General features: G+C 69.1%; 17 protein-coding genes and 4 pseudogenes. 14 read left to right on the plus strand and 7 right to left on the minus strand.

Annotation, left to right across the window (positions count from 1 at the left end):
* Nucleotides 1–58: 58 nt before the first annotated feature.
* Nucleotides 59–253 (minus strand): hypothetical protein, encoded by a 195-nt coding sequence (locus tag ACFQ9Z_RS16915; RefSeq protein ID WP_383017487.1) that lies wholly within the window; start codon nt 251–253, stop codon nt 59–61.
* Nucleotides 254–676: 423 nt separating this feature from the next.
* On the opposite strand from ACFQ9Z_RS16915, the gene ACFQ9Z_RS16920 reads away from it, so the two are divergent.
* The 3 genes from ACFQ9Z_RS16920 to ACFQ9Z_RS16930 all read left to right on the plus strand — a co-directional run bounded on the left by ACFQ9Z_RS16920 (nt 677) and on the right by ACFQ9Z_RS16930 (nt 2,105).
* Nucleotides 677–1,084, plus strand: coding sequence for a peptidoglycan-binding protein (locus tag ACFQ9Z_RS16920; RefSeq protein ID WP_383017490.1), 408 nt, complete (start codon nt 677–679; stop codon nt 1,082–1,084).
* 89 nt (nt 1,085–1,173) lie between these two features.
* Complete coding sequence (locus ACFQ9Z_RS16925; protein WP_383017493.1) at nt 1,174–1,323, plus strand: hypothetical protein; 150 nt, start codon at nt 1,174–1,176, stop codon at nt 1,321–1,323.
* A gap of 248 nt (nt 1,324–1,571) precedes the next feature.
* Complete coding sequence (locus tag ACFQ9Z_RS16930; RefSeq protein ID WP_383017496.1) at nt 1,572–2,105, plus strand: GNAT family N-acetyltransferase; 534 nt, start codon at nt 1,572–1,574, stop codon at nt 2,103–2,105.
* A gap of 122 nt (nt 2,106–2,227) precedes the next feature.
* On the opposite strand, the gene ACFQ9Z_RS16935 is transcribed toward ACFQ9Z_RS16930, so the two are convergent.
* Complete coding sequence (locus tag ACFQ9Z_RS16935; RefSeq protein ID WP_383018476.1) at nt 2,228–2,386, minus strand: hypothetical protein; 159 nt, start codon at nt 2,384–2,386, stop codon at nt 2,228–2,230.
* On the opposite strand from ACFQ9Z_RS16935, the pseudogene ACFQ9Z_RS16940 reads away from it, so the two are divergent.
* Both ACFQ9Z_RS16940 and ACFQ9Z_RS16945 read left to right on the plus strand, forming a co-directional pair.
* Nucleotides 2,349–2,687, plus strand: a pseudogene (locus ACFQ9Z_RS16940) (heavy metal translocating P-type ATPase); the annotation flags it as partial. The gene ACFQ9Z_RS16935 and the pseudogene ACFQ9Z_RS16940 overlap by 38 nt on opposite strands.
* Nucleotides 2,684–3,094 (plus strand): (2Fe-2S) ferredoxin domain-containing protein, encoded by a 411-nt coding sequence (locus tag ACFQ9Z_RS16945; RefSeq protein ID WP_383017499.1) that lies wholly within the window; start codon nt 2,684–2,686, stop codon nt 3,092–3,094. The pseudogene ACFQ9Z_RS16940 and the gene ACFQ9Z_RS16945, both read left to right, overlap by 4 nt.
* 22 nt (nt 3,095–3,116) lie before the next feature.
* On the opposite strand, the gene ACFQ9Z_RS16950 is transcribed toward ACFQ9Z_RS16945, so the two are convergent.
* Together ACFQ9Z_RS16950 and ACFQ9Z_RS16955 are read right to left on the minus strand one after the other, a co-directional pair.
* Complete coding sequence (locus ACFQ9Z_RS16950) at nt 3,117–3,683, minus strand: MerR family DNA-binding protein (RefSeq protein WP_383018432.1); 567 nt, start codon at nt 3,681–3,683, stop codon at nt 3,117–3,119.
* Between the two features lie 10 nt (nt 3,684–3,693).
* Nucleotides 3,694–4,024, minus strand: a pseudogene (locus ACFQ9Z_RS16955) (site-specific integrase); the annotation flags it as partial.
* Nucleotides 4,025–4,559: 535 nt separating this feature from the next.
* Between ACFQ9Z_RS16955 and ACFQ9Z_RS16960 the strand changes: the two are divergent.
* On the plus strand, nt 4,560–5,510 hold the full coding sequence (locus ACFQ9Z_RS16960) for an NADP-dependent oxidoreductase (RefSeq protein ID WP_383017502.1): 951 nt from the start codon (nt 4,560–4,562) through the stop codon (nt 5,508–5,510).
* A 423-nt stretch (nt 5,511–5,933) separates the two neighbouring features.
* On the opposite strand, the pseudogene ACFQ9Z_RS16965 reads toward ACFQ9Z_RS16960, so the two are convergent.
* Nucleotides 5,934–6,089: pseudogene (locus ACFQ9Z_RS16965) on the minus strand (IS5/IS1182 family transposase); the annotation flags it as partial.
* A 125-nt stretch (nt 6,090–6,214) separates the two neighbouring features.
* Here ACFQ9Z_RS16965 and ACFQ9Z_RS16970 point away from each other — a divergent pair.
* Nucleotides 6,215–6,490 (plus strand): hypothetical protein, encoded by a 276-nt coding sequence (locus tag ACFQ9Z_RS16970; RefSeq protein WP_383017505.1) that lies wholly within the window; start codon nt 6,215–6,217, stop codon nt 6,488–6,490.
* Between the two features lie 149 nt (nt 6,491–6,639).
* A pseudogene (locus tag ACFQ9Z_RS16975) lies at nt 6,640–7,059 on the plus strand (amidase family protein); the annotation flags it as partial.
* Between the two features lie 235 nt (nt 7,060–7,294).
* On the opposite strand, the gene ACFQ9Z_RS16980 reads toward ACFQ9Z_RS16975, so the two are convergent.
* Nucleotides 7,295–8,005, minus strand: coding sequence for a peptidylprolyl isomerase (locus ACFQ9Z_RS16980; RefSeq protein WP_383017508.1), 711 nt, complete (start codon nt 8,003–8,005; stop codon nt 7,295–7,297).
* A gap of 317 nt (nt 8,006–8,322) precedes the next feature.
* On the opposite strand from ACFQ9Z_RS16980, the gene ACFQ9Z_RS16985 reads away from it, so the two are divergent.
* The 6 genes from ACFQ9Z_RS16985 (at nt 8,323) to ACFQ9Z_RS17010 (ending at nt 14,325) form a co-directional block, all read left to right on the plus strand.
* Nucleotides 8,323–9,645, plus strand: coding sequence for an MFS transporter (locus ACFQ9Z_RS16985; protein ID WP_383017511.1), 1,323 nt, complete (start codon nt 8,323–8,325; stop codon nt 9,643–9,645).
* 288 nt (nt 9,646–9,933) lie between these two features.
* Nucleotides 9,934–10,590, plus strand: coding sequence for a hypothetical protein (locus ACFQ9Z_RS16990; RefSeq protein WP_383017514.1), 657 nt, complete (start codon nt 9,934–9,936; stop codon nt 10,588–10,590).
* Nucleotides 10,591–11,682: 1,092 nt separating this feature from the next.
* Nucleotides 11,683–12,228, plus strand: a complete 546-nt coding sequence (locus tag ACFQ9Z_RS16995; protein WP_383017517.1) for an RICIN domain-containing protein — start codon at nt 11,683–11,685, stop codon at nt 12,226–12,228.
* Between the two features lie 5 nt (nt 12,229–12,233).
* Nucleotides 12,234–12,797, plus strand: a complete 564-nt coding sequence (locus ACFQ9Z_RS17000) for an RICIN domain-containing protein (RefSeq protein WP_383017520.1) — start codon at nt 12,234–12,236, stop codon at nt 12,795–12,797.
* Between the two features lie 258 nt (nt 12,798–13,055).
* The gene (locus ACFQ9Z_RS17005) at nt 13,056–13,277 is read left to right on the plus strand and encodes a hypothetical protein (RefSeq protein ID WP_383017523.1); all 222 of its coding nucleotides are present in this window, start codon (nt 13,056–13,058) and stop codon (nt 13,275–13,277) included.
* A 160-nt stretch (nt 13,278–13,437) separates the two neighbouring features.
* Nucleotides 13,438–14,325, plus strand: coding sequence for a neutral zinc metallopeptidase (locus ACFQ9Z_RS17010; RefSeq protein WP_383017526.1), 888 nt, complete (start codon nt 13,438–13,440; stop codon nt 14,323–14,325).
* A gap of 148 nt (nt 14,326–14,473) precedes the next feature.
* Here the strand turns inward: ACFQ9Z_RS17010 and ACFQ9Z_RS17015 are convergent, their stop codons facing one another.
* Nucleotides 14,474–15,823 (minus strand): dihydrofolate reductase family protein, encoded by a 1,350-nt coding sequence (locus ACFQ9Z_RS17015; protein WP_383017529.1) that lies wholly within the window; start codon nt 15,821–15,823, stop codon nt 14,474–14,476.
* Nucleotides 15,824–16,076: the final 253 nt, after the last annotated feature.

The raw sequence follows: 16,076 nt of genomic DNA on the forward strand, positions 1-16,076 counted from the left end.
CCGGCCTCGTCTCCGACCGCACCGTCCCCGCCTGAAACAGGCCACGAGCAGGGGGGGCTCAAGGCGGAGCGTCGGGCAGGGTGCCGACAGTGTAGGTGTCGTAGAGGTCAAGGAGGTCCTCCTCGGCTTTCAGCCACACCCCCGGCGGCAACCGGCAGACCAGGGCGGTCAACCGGACCAGGGAGGTCAGCCCCGGCAGCCGGTCGGCCTCCTCGGTCGGCAGAGGCTCGGCGCCGGGCCACTCGGCGGTCAAGGCGCGCAGGCAGTCGTGCCGACGTTGCCGAGCGCGCGGTACACCGCGCGTTCCTGGAAGTGCTCCGGACCTGGGACGCGCTGCTCACCGAGGTGAACCTGCCGCAGCAGGCCTGGAGCATCCTGCGGCACGTCGTCGGTGACGAGGCGCTGTGCGCGGCACGCGACGGGATTGCCGCAGCGTCAGGCCGATGTGATCATCCTGCGGTATGTGCTGGGCTACAGCAGCCGCAAGACCGGGCGAGCCCGACGGCGTCCACGGTGAGCTCGATCATGAACCTCCCCCTGTCCGGCCTGGCCCCGCCGGTCTCGCGACCGCCCGTTCGAACCTGATCGAATCGTGGCGCACACGGTCGCCCGGCCATGCGTGATTGAAGCACTCTGATCTCCGCAGTTGCCACTGGACACCCACGAAGGAGACGACATGGCTTCACGGAGCAACCTCGCGATGGCCCTGACCGCCGCAACACTGATCGCCGGCACCGTCACCGCCCCTGCGGCCTTCGCCGGCACCGTCACCGCCCAGGCTTACACCTGCCAGTATTCCCAGTCGGGGGTCAACGGATACGCCGGCCACTACCGCGGTATGACGGTCATTCCCAGCTCCACCGGAGTATCGAGTTCGGGCATCGAGGCCCAGTGTCTGCTCAAGAAGATCGGGTTCGACCCCGGCACGATCGACGGTGTCTTCGGGAGCAACTCCAAGGCCGCTACCAGGGCATTCCAGTCCTATGTGAACGACAGGTCCGGATACACCGTGATGAAGGTGGACGGCATCGTCGGCTCACAGACCTGGCCCGAGCTGCGGTACTACGCGGCGATGTACATATAGTGACGCGCCGCTCACTCTAGTTGGCGGTCCGCCTCACGTGAACGCCCTTCACCACCCATCAGGCCGGTACCTGAATGGGGGCCGTCGGCTTGTGGCCGCTGCAGAGCTTCGGCGTCGCGCCCGCCGGGTGGGCGGCGGTCACAGTGTTCCTGGCCTGCGCGAGCGGCAAGGCCATCGTCGAGCGCCTCAACGAAGTCGATGTCTTGGCGGACCCGGACGCGCACTGGTCTCCGACCTGAGCCAGTTGTGGACTCTGGCTTCCCCCGCACTCGCGTCCGGCGCCGCAAGTCCGGCGGCGCGCGCGGCTCTGTCCGCGGTTCCGTGAATGATGTTGGTGCTGCGGCAGGCTGCTGCCGAATGTGCTGCCGAAGTGGTACGTCGTCTGCACAGCCCTCAGCCCGCGGCTTGACGCCTTGTGTTTCCGGAGCGGCAGCGCGGGCGGGCTCCGGATTACCGATGAGGCGTTTACCTTCGGCAGTATGGGCGCATGACCGAGATCCGCACACCCCGTCTCCTCCTCCGTAGCTGGCACGACGACGACGTCGTGCCAATGGCGGACATCAACGCCGACCCAAGGGTCATGCGCTGGATCGACGACGGCTCGGTGCGCGACCTGGACCAGACGGCCGAGGCCATCGAGCGATGGGAGGAGGAGTGGGACGAGGAGGGCTTCGGGCTCTTCGCCGTCGAGCTGCTGGCCTCGGGCGAACTGATCGGCTTCACGGGACTGTCCGTGCCCGAGTTCCTGCCGGAGGTGATGCCCGCCGTGGCGATCAGCTGGCGGCTGGGTTCACAGTTCTGGGACCAGGGGTACGCGTCCGAAGCCGCGCACGCCACGCTGGAGTTCGCGCTTCAGGACCGCGGCCTGGACCGCGTCATCAGCATCAACCGGGTGGGGGACAACGCCTCCGAGAACGTCATCCGCAAGCTCGGCATGGTGCCCGAGCGGGAGACGGTGCACCCGGTGTACGGCTACCCTCTGCGCGTTCACGCCATCGACCTCACTGAGTTCCAGGCGTAAATCGGCCGAACCATCGATCAGCGCAGGACAGCCGACTAATGTCCCTACGTCCCCGAGCGCATGGATCGCGACGATACGGACACGAGGGACAGATAGTGTCTTCCCATCGCCGACCCGCGCTTTCACGGAACTGCGGACAGAGACTTGGAAACAGCCACCTCCAGCTCGGGAATGACCCCACACTTGCTCAACGGATCTCCCCGCGGCAGCAGACCGGCGTGGACGTCGGTGATGCCGACCTCGGCGGCGAGCCGGGCCGCCGCCCACAGCGGCGTCGCCATGGGCCGCGCAGGATCCGACCTCGCCCTGGAGACCGCCGAGGCCGTCGTGGTACGCGACGAGCTGGCCACTATTCCCACCGTCGTACGCCTCTCCCGCCAAGCGCGCCGCCTGGTGGTGCAGAACCTGGTCATCGCCGCGGTGTTCATCACCGGCCTGGTCATCTGGGAGCTGGCCGGCCACCTACCCCTGCCGCTGGGTGTCGCAGGCCACGAAGGCTGCACCGTCATCGTCGGCCTCAACGGTCTGCGCCTGCTCGCTGACAGCGCCTGGCGCCGCGCCCGCACCGGGACCGGCCAGTGAGCCGCCGCGCCCGCAAAACTGCCCCCGCCACCGCGGGGGCAGCCCGCTGCACCGTCTACGCCTGCCGCGGCTGCTGCTGCGGCACCGCGAAAATCCCCGGCATCGACCACGCCGCACAGCTCGCAGGACTGCGCCGCGCACTCGACGGCATCGCTCAGGTCCGGGTGACCGACTGCCTGGACACCTGCGAGCAGGCCAACGTCATCGTCGTCCAGCCCTCCGCCGAAGGCCGCAAGAAGGGCGGCCGCCCGGTCTGGCTGGGCCTGGTCAACGATCCCGACGCAACCGACGACATCACCACCTGGATCGAAGCCGGCGGTCCCGGACTCGCCGACCCGCCGGGCATCCTCGACCTCTACACGTTCCGCCCCTCCCGCAGGGTCCAGGCCGAACTCCACGACACGTGACCCCCGCGCCCGCTGCCTGTCGTCAAACGATCTGCCGGCCCGCGTCGCCGATCTTCAGCGGGTCCTCCGACCCCTTGCAGCCGCACCCGTCCTCACCTGCGGTCTTCGCCGTCCAGGAGCAGGAGCGATGGCGCTGGCCGAGCCACCAGCTTCCGGCGGCGAGCACGGCCAGGACGACGGCGAGGGCGGGCAGCCAGCCCACCACCGCCCCCGCGCCGGCGCCCACGACCCCGGCGGTGATCAGGACGGGAAGCGCGCAGCACGCCACGCAGGCCAGCGCGGCCAGGCCTCCGAGCGCCTTCGGGGCCGCGGTGCGGGCGGTCAGCAGCAAGGTCCGGCATGGCGGTCCTCCTCGGCGAGGTCGATGGTCGGCGATCTTCGCGTCGACCTCGGCGAGCTTGGCCGCGGCGCGGTCCTGGAGCCCGGCCACGGGGCGGCCGGGCCGGTGGCGGCCGGCCTCCAGCAGTTCGGCGACCTCCTCCAGCGTGAACCCGAGCCGCTGGGCGGCCTTGATCACCCTTAGCGCGACGACGGCGTCCTCGCCGTAGAGGCGGTGGCCGCCGTTGCTGCGTTGCGGCTCAGCCAGCAGGCCGCGCCGCTAGCAGACTCGCCCCCGCCTCGCCGAGGTGAGTCAGGGAGGAGTGCCGGTACTCCTGCAGATCCCAGCCCGTCCCGGGCCCGCGTACGGCGGTGTGCTCGTCCAGCAGGGCGCGGGCCTGCCCGTACGACAGCCGGGCAAAGCCGGTATCCGGGCAGATGTCACGAGGGCTGACGACCTTCCCCGGGCCGGGGCGTCGATGGGCGACGGACACGGGCCCGCGGGTGCGCCCCTTTAAGCAGCCGGGGCAGGAGCCGGGCAGTACCGGCGTCCCAGTACACGGTCTCCAGCACGAAGTCCTCGCGGACCTGGCCCCGGCGGCGTGACTTCGTGCAGCACCGGCGAACTCCATGATGCTCACGTGCGAGGCGCCGGAAGCAGATCAACGCCGCAGAGATGCCGGCGAAGGCAAGGAAGTGCTCGGCCTTGCGTTCGGTGCGACGGTGACGTCGGCGCCCCCAGCAAGCCAGGAGACGGTGCGCTCGACGGTCCAAGGATGACGCCCGAGCCGCTGTTTCGTCGCCGACCAGGCCACCCTTCACTGCGACCGTCGCATGGCGGGCAGTAGGTGCGAAGGGGCACGTCGGCCGCGGACACGGCGGCGATCGTCAGGATGGCGGACAGTCCGTCGAAGACCAAGGAGAAGGAGGCGGAGGTGGCCGACGCCACCAGGCCGCCACGGAGGTTGCCGAGTCCGGGGCCCGCGACACCGATGACGCGTTCCACGGCCGTGATCCCCCGACCGGCGACGGCCGAGAGGAACAGGCCACGACCGGACCGGGAAGGCGCCACGCATGGCACGAGCCTTTCGGAGGATGACCTTGATGCCGTATCCCGGACAGGCGAACCACTGCAGGCTGGGTGACCATGAACGATATGAACACGATGCGCGCCATCAGCCAGGACGTCCTCGGCGGACCCGAGGTCCTGAAGGAAGTGACGTTGGAGCGGCCCACGCCGCGTCCGAACGAGGTGCTGGTCCGGGTGCGGGCCGCCGGGGTCAACCCGACCGACTGGAAGCACCGGGCGACCGGCGGATTCATCGGCGACCCCCCGTTCGTGCTCGGCTGGGACGTCTCCGGCGAGGTCGCCGAGACCGGCATCGGCGCGGCCGCGTTCCGGCCCGGCGACGAGGTCTTCGGCATGCTCCCCTACCCCTTCGGCCACGGCTCGCACGCCGAGTACGTCATCTCCCCGGTCCGCGCCCTGACGCACAAGCCCGCCTCGATCGACCACGTCCAGGCGGGCGCGCTGCCGCTGGTCTCGCTTACGGCGTGGCAGGCGCTGACCGAGCACGCCGGCCTGCGGTCCGGGCAGCGGGTGCTGATCCACGCTGCGGCCGGCGGGGTCGGGCACGTGGCGGTGCAGATCGCCAAGACGCTCGGCGCATACGTGATCGGCACGGCGAGCGCGGGCAAGCACGACTTCCTGCGGGAGATCGGCGTGGACGAGCCAATCGACTACCGGTCCACGGACTTCACGCAGGCGGTGCGGGACGTCGACGTCGTCCTCGACACCCTGGGCGGCGAGACGTCCGTGCGCTCGCTGGAGGTGCTGCGGCCGGGCGGGATCGTGGTGTCGATCGTGCCGTTCGGCGGCCAGGACTTCTTCGACGAGGCCGAGCGGCTCGGGGTGCGGGGGGTGCGGATCCTGGTGGACGCCGACCGGTACGGGATGCAGCAGGTCGCCCGCATGGCGGAGGCGGGGCAGCTGAAGGCGACGATCGCGAGGACCTTCCCGCTGGCCGAGGCCGCCAAAGCACACGAGCTGGGCGAAACCGGCCGGACGACGGGGAAGCTGGTGCTGGTCGTGGACTAGTGTCAAGGCCGTGAAGTTTGCGGCTGGGGCGTGTTGTCATGGGCCGGCGGGTGTGCGGCCCTTGAGCAGTACCGGGCGCGCACAGACGGTGTGGAAGCCATCAGCCGTACCACACCGCGGTGCTGGCGGATTGGACAGCGGTTCGGCTCGGGGTATGGCTGTCGAACGTCAAGAGCAGGCGGGCCACTCTGAGTCGGGAGCAGGTGGAGCGGCTCGCCAGCCTTGTTCAGCGCTGTTTCACCCGTTCGGTGGGTGGGTGTTGGCTGACCGAGTGACCCTGGCCCCCGGCCCCGACTCGTGGATCTACCCATGGCCAACGGTCCCGAGATCCACCTTCCTCGCGCACGGTGCCGGCTGCCGCACTCGAGGCAGCGGCCACCGGCGAACAGCACCGCATAGGGCTTCGCACGGACGAGATGCCGCGCCGATGGAGAGGCTGTCCCATCGGCCGCGGTAAGGGAGACGGACCGTGCCGCCTGCACCCTGGTACCCCTTGTCTGCCCAGCAGGTGATGTCGGCCTCGGCGAGTGCCTCCATGATGCCGTGCTCGCGCGCGGCCCGAACGTCGTGGACGGCGCCGGCCTGCCCTCGCCCGTGAACCACGTCTCCGCTCAGGGGCGGCACCCATACCCTGGTCGTCCGATGCCAGACGGCGCTACGTCGATGGCCGTCATGCTCTTGGGGAAGCGGTGGACGCGCTTGCCGTGCGTGCCTCGGAGGGTGCGGACGAGCATCTGGGCGAACTGGTCAGGCTGCAAAGGGCCTTCACCATCCGCTCCGCCGTTCACTGGGAGCAGCGCAGCCAGCGGTTCGTGGAGCGAGCGCGCCCCTTGTTCGACGACGGAGTGCGCTTGGCCCGTCGACTGTCTCAGCACGATCCGGTGGACGGAGCACGAGCACTGGCCAGGGCGCTGATCGACCGCTCCACCTTCCACACGGCCGCCCACGAGTTCGGGGCCGCGTTTTCAGCGGGCCGGTGAGCGGCGTAGAGGTCTCCGCCTTCGCCGAGCAGTTTCCGCACCACCGGCCAGGTCGGGGCGAATTCCGTGACGGTGATCCGGCCGTACGCCTCTAGCGCCTCGTCCAAACGCGGAACGTCCGCTATCTCCCCTACGTCTAGCCTGCGTCGCGCAGCATCCAGATGGCCATGGACAGGACACCGCCCGCGAACGCCGCGGAGCTCACGAAGCTTATGGGAGCCTGGCTCGGCATCCGCCGCTCCTGGGCAGAGTTCCTTGACGAGTACCCGCTGCTACTCGGACCGGTGTTCACCGAGCCGCCCGTCGAGCCGGGATTGGAATCACGCGACGAAGCGGGGCGGGAACGGGTGGCCAAGGGCATGCGCCTGTGCACGGTGACCAGCTTCGTGGGCGTACCCGCGGTCGCCGTACCAACCGGACTCGCCGACGGACTGCCATCCGGTGTACAGATCATCGCGCGCGCGTTCCGGGAAGACCTGTGCCTGGCCGCTGCCCAAGCGATCGAGGACCGTCTCGGCGTGCTCGCGCCGATCAACCCTCGCCCCGCGACCCCGGCTGCCGCGCGGTAGGCGCTACGACAGCGGGCGAAGCCCCGCTGCGCACGCACTCCGGTCTCCCGAGGGGCCTCGTCGGCGCTTGACCCAGCTACTTCACACGGCCTCCGTGTAGTGGAGCAGAAGGGGCCGTTACGCGTCAGGCCTGTTGCGGGGTCGGGCCTGCTGCTGCTCGTAGCAACCGTCGGCCTTTCGTAGCAGCGGCGCGGCCAGACGCGTAGCTGGACCGCCCTGACCGCGCCGGAAACCGCTAGGGCCGGCAGGACGGCCGGACGCTGAGCAGCTCGGTGCGCAGCACGGGCGTGCCGTCGACGGGCGCCGGGTCCTGCGCAGTTGGCTCGATACCGCCGGCAGCGATCTTGTCGAGCGTCTCCAAGCCCGTGGCACCGACCGTGCCGAACACCGTGTAGTTCGGTCGCAGCGCGGAATCACCGTAGACGACGAAGAATTGGGAACCATTCGTGTCCGGCCCGGCGTTGGCCATCGCCAGCAGACCGCGCCCGTAAAGGCGACGGGCGCCGGTCGGATCGCTCGGTGCCGGCGGCAGGTCCACCGGCAGCTCGTCCTTGTACTTGTACCCCGGCCCGCCTTCGCCGGTGCCGGTCGGGTCGCCGCACTGCAGGACCTTCAGGGTCGGGTACGCCGTCAGCCGATGGCACACCGTGCGGTCGTAGAACCGGTGCTGCGCCAGGTGCACGAAGCTCTGGACCGTGCACGGCGCCTTCGCCCGGTCCAGACGAAGCGGGAGCGGGCCCTGACTGGTCCGGACAGCCACATCGACGGTGCCGTGACTGGGGGTGCGTCGTGGATCGGGCGGCAGGGGAACCGGCCGCGCCGCCGGCTCGTCCGGGGTCTGGGTGTACTGGCAAGGACCGTGCGTGGTACGCGGCGGGGCACCGGAGGCGGAGGCGGTGGTGCTGCCCCCGGACACGACCAACGCTGCCGCCGCCAATGCGGTCATGAGAGCTCGGTTCATCCTGCACACCCTCCAAAAGATCGTCAGATTCCGGAGCGGTCGCAGTCTAGGGCGCGGGCTGGCAGGCGAGAACCCGCCCGCGAGCCAAGCAGCGTTGATGCGCCGACGCTTCAGCTCGCCATCGTTTGCCAACACCTGCGATGACGGGCGTGGCCCGGCCAGCCCCACGTTCTGCTACGGTGCCCGCATGTTCCTCTCTCGTGCATAGGAGCCAGTGCTGACTGCGCCCACCGGGCGCGGTTCTTGCCGCCCATGCACGTTTGAGCGCCATCAGGTCGGCGCTGTCCCCGAGGAACATGATCATGTCTTCGTCTTCCATGGCCCTTTCGTATGCGGCTGTGCTGCGCACGCGCTACGCCTGCCGCACGTTCGGTGCGGCACTGCTGGGCCGGCTTTCCTACGGAATGGTCTCTTTGTCGCTGGTGCTGGCGATCAAAGAGGCCACCAACTCCTATGCCGTAGCCGGCACCGTCATGGCGCTGTTCGGGCTGACCAGTGTCCTTCTCTCGCCGACCCGTGCTGGTCTGATCGACCGGTACGGGCCACGCCGAGCTCTGCTCCCCGTGGCAGCTGCCTATGCGCTGTTGCTGACCGGGTTGGCCTTCGCGACCTCGTGGCCGGGTGCGCCAGGAGTTCTGCTGGGGGTGTTGGCGGTGTCCGCCGGCGCGTGTACGCCACCGCTCGGCCCGGTGATGCGGACGTTGTGGAGCGACTTGGTTCCCGACCGGCGGCTGTTGCAGCGTGCGTACAGTCTGGACACGGTCGCCGAGGAACTCCTCTTTGTCACAGGGCCGCTGCTGGTGGGAGTGCTGGTGCACGTCGCGGCGCCGTCGGTCGGTCTCGCAGTCAGCGCCGCACTCGTGTCGACCGGTTCACTCGCCCTGATCTCGTCTCCGGCGGTCCGCGGCTGGGTTGCTCGTGAGAAGACCCCCGCCGGGCTGGCGCCGGAAGAGGGACCCGTCTCAGCGGTGCAGCCTGCCCCGTTGCGCTGGCGTCTGCTGCATGGCAGCCCCGGGCTGCGTCAGGCGATCGCCACCTCCGCCGCGGTGGGCGTGTGTCTGGGAGCGTTCGATCTCCTCGTGATCGCCTTCGCCGACGAGCACAGAGACCCTGAGGTGGTTGCCTGGGTCCTGGCCGCCCTGTCCGGAGGCAGCGCAATCGGCGGCCTGGTCTACGGCGCCGTCGCATGGCGCGCCTCAAGCAGACCGCGGCTGGCATTCCTTGCGGCGGCCCTGGGGCTGACCCTGGCCGCGACGGGGCTCTCCCCCCATCCCTACGTGCTCATCGTGTGGGCTGCGCTCAGCGGTCTGTTCGTCGCCCCGGCCATCACCACCGGGTACCTGATCGCCGATGAGTGCGCCAGTCCGGCCGCCCGCACCAAAGCGGGCGCATGGGTCAACACTGCCTTCAACGCCGGTTCAGCGGGGGCGACAGCCGCCACAGGGCTGTTGGTGGGCCGATTCCCCCTGCCTGTGTGCTTCTCACTTGCCGCGGCCCCGGTCGTGTTCTCCGCGGCCACAGCCCTGCGCCGGTCCCCCCTAGTCGCCCGCGGCACCGCCGCAGTGCTCGAACTCGAGCGGGAACGGACGTCGGACGCGGAACAGCAGCCATCCGTCAACGGATGACTTCGACCGGACCTGCGGCGGCGTCTTCGACCTGTGTTCTGCCCGGCATCAGGATGAGGGCTGATCTTGTTCCGAACGACCTGGGAGAGCGGGTGGCGCCGCTGCTACCGCCCGCTCCGTTGCACAGCGCGAGCGCCTAGCCGGGGCGGGCCGGCGGGCAGTGCGCTTCGGTGCCTGGCGGCACGGGGGATGCACAGCTAGTGCTGTGACCGCGAACCTTCACCGGGTTGATGGCCCACTGATCAAAAAGGGAGGGGCCGCTCCCTCCGCGCCCGATACGGTCTTGCCATGTCCCGATCACCCGATATTGCCCGCTCCCAGCCCCCCGTCACCGCGGACGACGTCCACCTTGCTCTGCAACTCGCTTTGGCAGTCCTTCGCGAGGCGCCCCAAGCCATGTGGGAAAGCAAGGCCGGTTCGCTTGAATGGGACTGCTGGGAAACCGTCGAGCACCTCAGTGACGATCTCTTCGCCTACGCTGCGCAGCTGGGGCCCACAACACCGCCCTTGGACGGCGAAGTGCCCTTCGTGTGGGAGAGCCGACGGCCCGGCGGCCCAGCGAACGCCATTCACGCGAACCGCGAGGCGGGGCCCGTGGGCCTGCTGCAGGTCCTGGAAGCGAGCGGCGCGATGCTGGTCGCCATGGTGCGCACGAGGCCTCCGCAGACCCGCGCTCACCACGTCTTCGGCGTCTCGGATCCCGAGGGCTTCGCCGCGATGGGGATCGTGGAGACCCTGGTGCACACGCACGACCTGACACAAGGGCTCGGCCTCGCATGGAGCCCGCCTGCCGATCTGTGCTCTCGGGTGCTCGCCCGGCTGTTTCCGGACGCACCGTCGCCCACGGACCCCTGGCTCACCCTCTTGTGGGCGACCGGACGGGCCGAACTACCCGGACACCCTCGTCTCACCACATGGCGCTGGGACGGCACACCCCGGGCATAGGCTCAGGCTTCTACGCCCAAGGAGGTTCAGGTCGGGGTCGGCGGGTCAGGCTGCTGCTCGGACCGCTCCCGTGAAGACAGCTCGGTACGAGCGCCCGGTCCGCGTCCGGCTACCGTCCCGCTCATCTCGAAGTCCCGTGCGTCCTGCCCGCCTGCCCTGCTGTTAGAAGGGGGCCGGCGATCGCGCCGTCTGGGGCGCCTAGCAGGGCGATGTGGGCGGTGATGCCTGCACGCTCACCAGCAGGAACCCGACGAAGCAGGAGCCGGCGGCGTGGTGTTGCCGATGTGTTCCGGCAGCACCACGCCCGACGACGACATTCTGGGCGGACTTGGCAGGGCTAGCAGTCGCTCGCCTGCGGCCGCCTGCGACAGCGTGCCCGCTGCCCGACCCGTGCGCTGCGCCGACGACCGCTAGGTCGGGCTGCCGGCCTCGGCACGAGCGCGCGTAACTCGGACGCCACCCGTTGCACCGGCCGGGCGGTCGGGTCCAGCGGGCTCTCCGGACGACCAGGCGTCGCTCCCCCTCGCCCCCTCCCCCGCTTCCCCCTTGGACGCGGACCGATCGCCCGCCGAGCCACGCACGCCTCACAGCGGCGACAACCCTCGCTTTCCGACCCGGACGGCCCCGCACGCCGGTGCCCTGATCAGCGCAGTCCGCCATTGATCAGAGTGGCGGAAGCGGGCTGCCATTCAATGCCGCGACCGGAACAGTCGAGGCCAGGCGGACGGGTCGTCACCTTTGGCGAACGGACAAGAGAAACGAAGGGAGTCACCGCATGCCGATCAGGGAGATGCGCGGGCGCCAACGCCCCCGCTTTGCGAGGGCCAACGGCACGCGCCTGGTGCGGGGGACCTGCCGCCGCGGCGACTCCCACAGCCAGTCGTACGAGCAGGACGTCGGCAGCGCGCAAGGCCTACAGCGAAAGGTGCCTGAACATCGCCGGGTCCAGCACCCGCAACGGCGCATGGCTCATCCAGCACACGTGCGACACCGCCTACAGCAGCGAACGAGTGTTCATCGGGGGCTGAGACCACGCCTCCACGATGACCACCCATCTCACGCAGAAGGGATCACACGGCAATGAGTTCTCGTTTGGCCACGGCCCTCGGCGCCACATTGCTCGGTGCGAGCATGGCCTTCACCGGGTCAACCGCAGGAGCTGTTGCGCCCGCTCCCCCAGCGACGGTCCTCCAGCACGTCACGGGAGCCGCGGACAACGTCTACTACATCAAGAACCAGCACAGCGGAAAGTGCATGACGGTCCACGGCGCCAGCACGGCCAAGGGGGCCCGGATCGATCAGTACCGGTGCATCAGCGGCGCCCAGAACCAGTGGTGGGTCGTCTACAAGCTGCATTCGAACGGCCTGGTGCGGGTGACGGGTTATCAGAGCGGAAAGTGCCTGTCCATCCTGGGCGGAAGCAAGCGCAAGGGGGCGCCGCTGGTGCAGTGGACCTGCAACGGCGCCGGCGACCAGCTCTTCGTCGGTCATCTCGCTTTCGGCGGCAAGACCGCCATCAAGTCCTACCGCAGCGGCAAGTGCCTGGACGTGCAGGGAGCATCGACCGGCAACAACGCGCCGATCATCCAGTGGTCGTGCAACGGCGGCACCAATCAGAAGTGGTACCTGACGGGGTGAAAACAGTGAGGACATCAAAAACCGCCGTGCTCGTCGCGTGGGCCGCAGCGGGCCTGATCGGCGCAGCCGCCAGCACACCCGCGAGCGCGACCGCACCCACAGGGTCGACGCACGCGCAGCCGGCCGCGAGGACGGCCTCCAACGCCTCATCCGTCGTCGGGTACATCAAGAACCGGCACAGCGGCAAATGCCTGACCGTGCACGGCGCCAGCAAGGCCAACAACGCCAAGGTGGATCAGTACACCTGCGTGGGAGGCGCCAACCAGCGCTGGACGTTCGAATGGACCGGAGGCGTCTCGTACGCGCTGCGCAATGCGCACAGCGGCAAGTGCCTCACCGTCCACGGTGCCAGCAAGGCCAAGGGAGCGGCCATCGACCAGTACACCTGCGTCGGCGCCTCCAACCAGTCCTTCTACATCAACATCGGCGCCCCCTCGAAGACACCACTCAAGCCCACCCACAGCAGCAAGTGCGCCGACGTGCGCGGCGCCTCGACGGCCAACAACGCGGCCGTCATCCAGTGGACCTGCAACGGACGCACCAACCAGCTCTGGTCCATTCCCGATTGACCCCTGTCCAGGGTGTGGCTCGTAAGGGGGAGCGCACGCACGCTCAGCGGGGCGGCACGCCGGAAAACGGGCGTGCCGCCCCGGCCCAGACCGTGCGCACGCGTGATCCCCCAGGGGCAGGTCCGCGGAATTCTCCCTCGTGGCCGAGATGGCCCCCGGGGAGGACTTCGGCGGGTGGCAGAATCGGTGCGTGATCAGTCGCTCGGTCACTTGGCATCCTTGTGAGACCTGACGGACGGAACGAGAGTTGAGTCGTGCGTGGATCCGCCACGGGCTGGTGCGCCTCTGACGGACTTCACATCGCCACCGGCGTGGGCGGACACGTTCGAGCTGGGCGGCTTCCGGCTGCTGGACGTCGACGAACTGAGCACGCCGTTGGCCGCGGCTGACATCAGCGAGCTCGCCGAGGCAGAGCTGGAACAGGTGCGTTACTGGCGTCCCGGCACAGTCGGCGAGCTGATGTTCAACTGGTGGGACTAGGCCGGCACTGTGGCGGGCGTCACTTCCAGTGGTTCATCGCCCTCGCACCGCGTCAGTCGGTCACCGCTGAAGAAAGTATCGGATGAGGATGTCCTCGTACGGGGTAGGCGAGCGGGACGACGCGGGGCGGTCCGGCGTGCTGGTTGAGGGAGGTCAACGTATGCAATTCGACGACGATGCTGCTCTGGACACGTCCGAGGTCGAGGACGGTCGGGGAGGTGCGCTGGGCGGGATCCCGGGCGGCGGGAAGACCGTCGGCGGAGGACTGGTCGGGCTCGTGGTGCTGGTCGCGTCCGTGCTCTTGGGTGTCGACCCCGGCATGTTCGGCTCGGGCAGCAACGACACGTCCTCGTCCGGCAAGTCAGCCGCGGACCTCGCGGCGGACTGCCGGACCGGTGCCGACGCCAACCGCAAGGACGAGTGCCGGATCGTCGCCGTGGTCGACAGCGTGCAGGCATTCTGGAAGCAGACGGCGACAGCCGCCGGCAAGCCCTACCAGCAGGCCCCGACGTTCCTGTTCACCGGCAGTGTGAACACCGGCTGCGGGAACGCGTCTTCCGACGTCGGTCCCTTCTACTGCTCAGCCGATGACAAGGTCTATCTCGACCTCGGCTTCTTCAACGACCTCAGCAGCAAGTTCGGCGCCAAGGGCGGCCCGTTCGCCGAGGCCTACGTCATCGCGCACGAATACGGCCACCACTTCCAGGACCTCAGCGGAACGATCTCCCGCGGCAGCGGAGAGGGCCAGAACAGCGGCTCGGTGAAACTCGAGTTGCAGGCCGACTGCCTCGCCGGAGTCTGGGCCCACCACGCCACCACCACCCCCGACCCCAAGAGCGGTAAGCCACTGATCACCGACTTGACGAAGGACGACATCAAGCGCGGGCTGGACGCGGCCGCCGCCGTCGGAGACGACCGTATCCAGCAGCGCTACCAGGGCAAGGTCACACCCGACACCTGGACCCACGGCTCCGCGAGCCAGCGCCAGCAATGGTTCTCCACCGGCTACCGCTCCGGCCGCGTCGCCAACTGCAACACGTTCAGCTGACCACGCTGACAACCACGGCCCGACGCCCGGCTGTGCCGATCCGTGTGCTGCCTAACGGGGCCCGCGCGCGACATTTCGCCGCTCAGGACGAGGACGAACCGGTCGCCGCCGCACACAGCGGCCAGGGCTCGCTGATCCTGCCTCCGGCTCAGCGTGTCGGGTGGTAGGTCGCGATGATGACCCCACTGCTTGTCGGCCGGGCGCTCACCAGCCGCAGCTTCTTCAGCGCGGTGTCGTCGGCGAACAGCTTCTTGCGGCCCTCGCCGGCCACCACCGGGTGGATCAGCAGCACGAGCTCGTCCAGCAAGTCCAGTTCCAGCAGAGAGCGCACCAGCGTAGGGCTGCCCGCCACGGTGATGTCCTTGCCCTCGGCCTCCCTGAGCTCGTTGACCGCGGTCGCCAGGTCGCCCTTGATCAGCGTGCTGTTCGCCCAGTCGTCGACGCCGTCCAGCGTTGAGGAGACGGCGTACTTGGGCGACTCGTTGATCCACTTAGCGAAACCGGCGTCCTCACCGCTGGTCACCGTCGGCCAGTACCCGGCCCACTCGGTGAACGTCCTCCCACCCAGCAGGATCGTGTCGGCGCTCTCCAGCGTGCCGGCCAGTGTCGCGCCCATCTCCTCGTCGAACTCGAACTGCCATTCGTTGGGCACCTGAACGACACCGTCGAGCGAAATGAACAGACTTGAGACAACCTTGCGCATGGTTCCTCCGTGATGATCCGGGGGCCGTGGCTTGCCGCCGCCTGGCAGGCCGCCCCGGTCGACTACGGCAGAAAACCTACGCAGGCGCTCAGGGGCAGGTCTTGTACAGAAGCGACAGCGGCTCCGCCGCGTCAGGCGCGCCCAGTTGCGTGGCGGTCGCCCCACGTACCGTTTCAGGGAACGCGCCAGGTGCGGCTGGTCGAAGTACCCCAGCCGGTGCACGACCTCCGGGGCCGGTATCCCCTCCTGGATCAGCACCGCTGCCTGGCGGGCGCGGCGGACCTGCCGGATGGCGCCCTGTGTCTGGCCGGTCGCCGCGACGAAGCGCCGCTGCAGGGTACGAGCGGAGACATCCGGGGCCGCGCCGCCGAGCACCGCGGTGACAGTCGGCTCCAGGTCCACGATGCCCTCTCGTACCATCCGCCGCACGAACGCCTCGGCGTTGTCGAAGTCGGGGACGTGCCAGGCCGACCCCTTCAGCCACAGCGACCGCCGGGTCACGTCAGGGATCGCCGTGTTGCCGCCCACCAGCCGGCTGTCCGGGATGTGCGGCATCGAGGTGCCCAACGCGAAACTGATCCCGAAGAAGACGGCGTCCCCGGGGACCGGCGCACGAGACGCCTTCGCCTCCGGTCCCAGCACCGCCGCCCGTGTCTCGCCTCGGCGTTCCCAGAACACCAGTTCCCAGTGCGACGTCGCGACCGACATCATCGCGCTGACGTCTTCGCTGCGGCTGCGCCAGACTCGCTCTATGTACGGCAGTTCCGACGGACGGCTCTCGATCTCCAGACCCAATTCTGCTTCCCCTCCCTCAGCCACACCCCTGCGCCCGACCCGAAGTCTGACACCCCACTGGACAACCAGCCCCGACTTCGGGGCGGTGCCTCACCCATCTACTCAGCGGCCAGAGAAAAGCAATCGGCTTGTGCTGGACTGGACAAGGATGCAGCAGTGGCTGGAGCCCGCCCGCCGGCGGTGACAGTCCGCTGGGGGTGGTCGATTCTGCGGTCTTTCCGCAGTCCGGGAGTTCGGTCTGGCCACGCTCGCG

Origin of the sequence: Streptomyces sp. NPDC056580 (assembly GCF_042793175.1) — a bacterium.
In the GTDB taxonomy this organism is placed as follows: Bacteria; Actinomycetota; Actinomycetes; order Streptomycetales; family Streptomycetaceae; genus Streptomyces.

What these genes read in the sequence shown, in the direction of transcription:
- ACFQ9Z_RS16930 (WP_383017496.1), top strand. Translation starts at nt 1,572, where the DNA reads ATGACCGAGATCCGCACACCCCGTCTCCTCCTCCGTAGCTGGCACGAC.
- ACFQ9Z_RS16935 (WP_383018476.1), bottom strand. Translation starts at nt 2,386, where the DNA reads ATGGCGACGCCGCTGTGGGCGGCGGCCCGGCTCGCCGCCGAGGTCGGC.
- ACFQ9Z_RS16960 (WP_383017502.1), top strand. Translation starts at nt 4,560, where the DNA reads ATGAACGATATGAACACGATGCGCGCCATCAGCCAGGACGTCCTCGGC.
- ACFQ9Z_RS16980 (WP_383017508.1), bottom strand. Translation starts at nt 8,005, where the DNA reads ATGACCGCATTGGCGGCGGCAGCGTTGGTCGTGTCCGGGGGCAGCACC.
- ACFQ9Z_RS16990 (WP_383017514.1), top strand. Translation starts at nt 9,934, where the DNA reads ATGTCCCGATCACCCGATATTGCCCGCTCCCAGCCCCCCGTCACCGCG.
- ACFQ9Z_RS16920 (WP_383017490.1), top strand. Translation starts at nt 677, where the DNA reads ATGGCTTCACGGAGCAACCTCGCGATGGCCCTGACCGCCGCAACACTG.
- ACFQ9Z_RS16985 (WP_383017511.1), top strand. Translation starts at nt 8,323, where the DNA reads ATGTCTTCGTCTTCCATGGCCCTTTCGTATGCGGCTGTGCTGCGCACG.
- ACFQ9Z_RS17010 (WP_383017526.1), top strand. Translation starts at nt 13,438, where the DNA reads ATGCAATTCGACGACGATGCTGCTCTGGACACGTCCGAGGTCGAGGAC.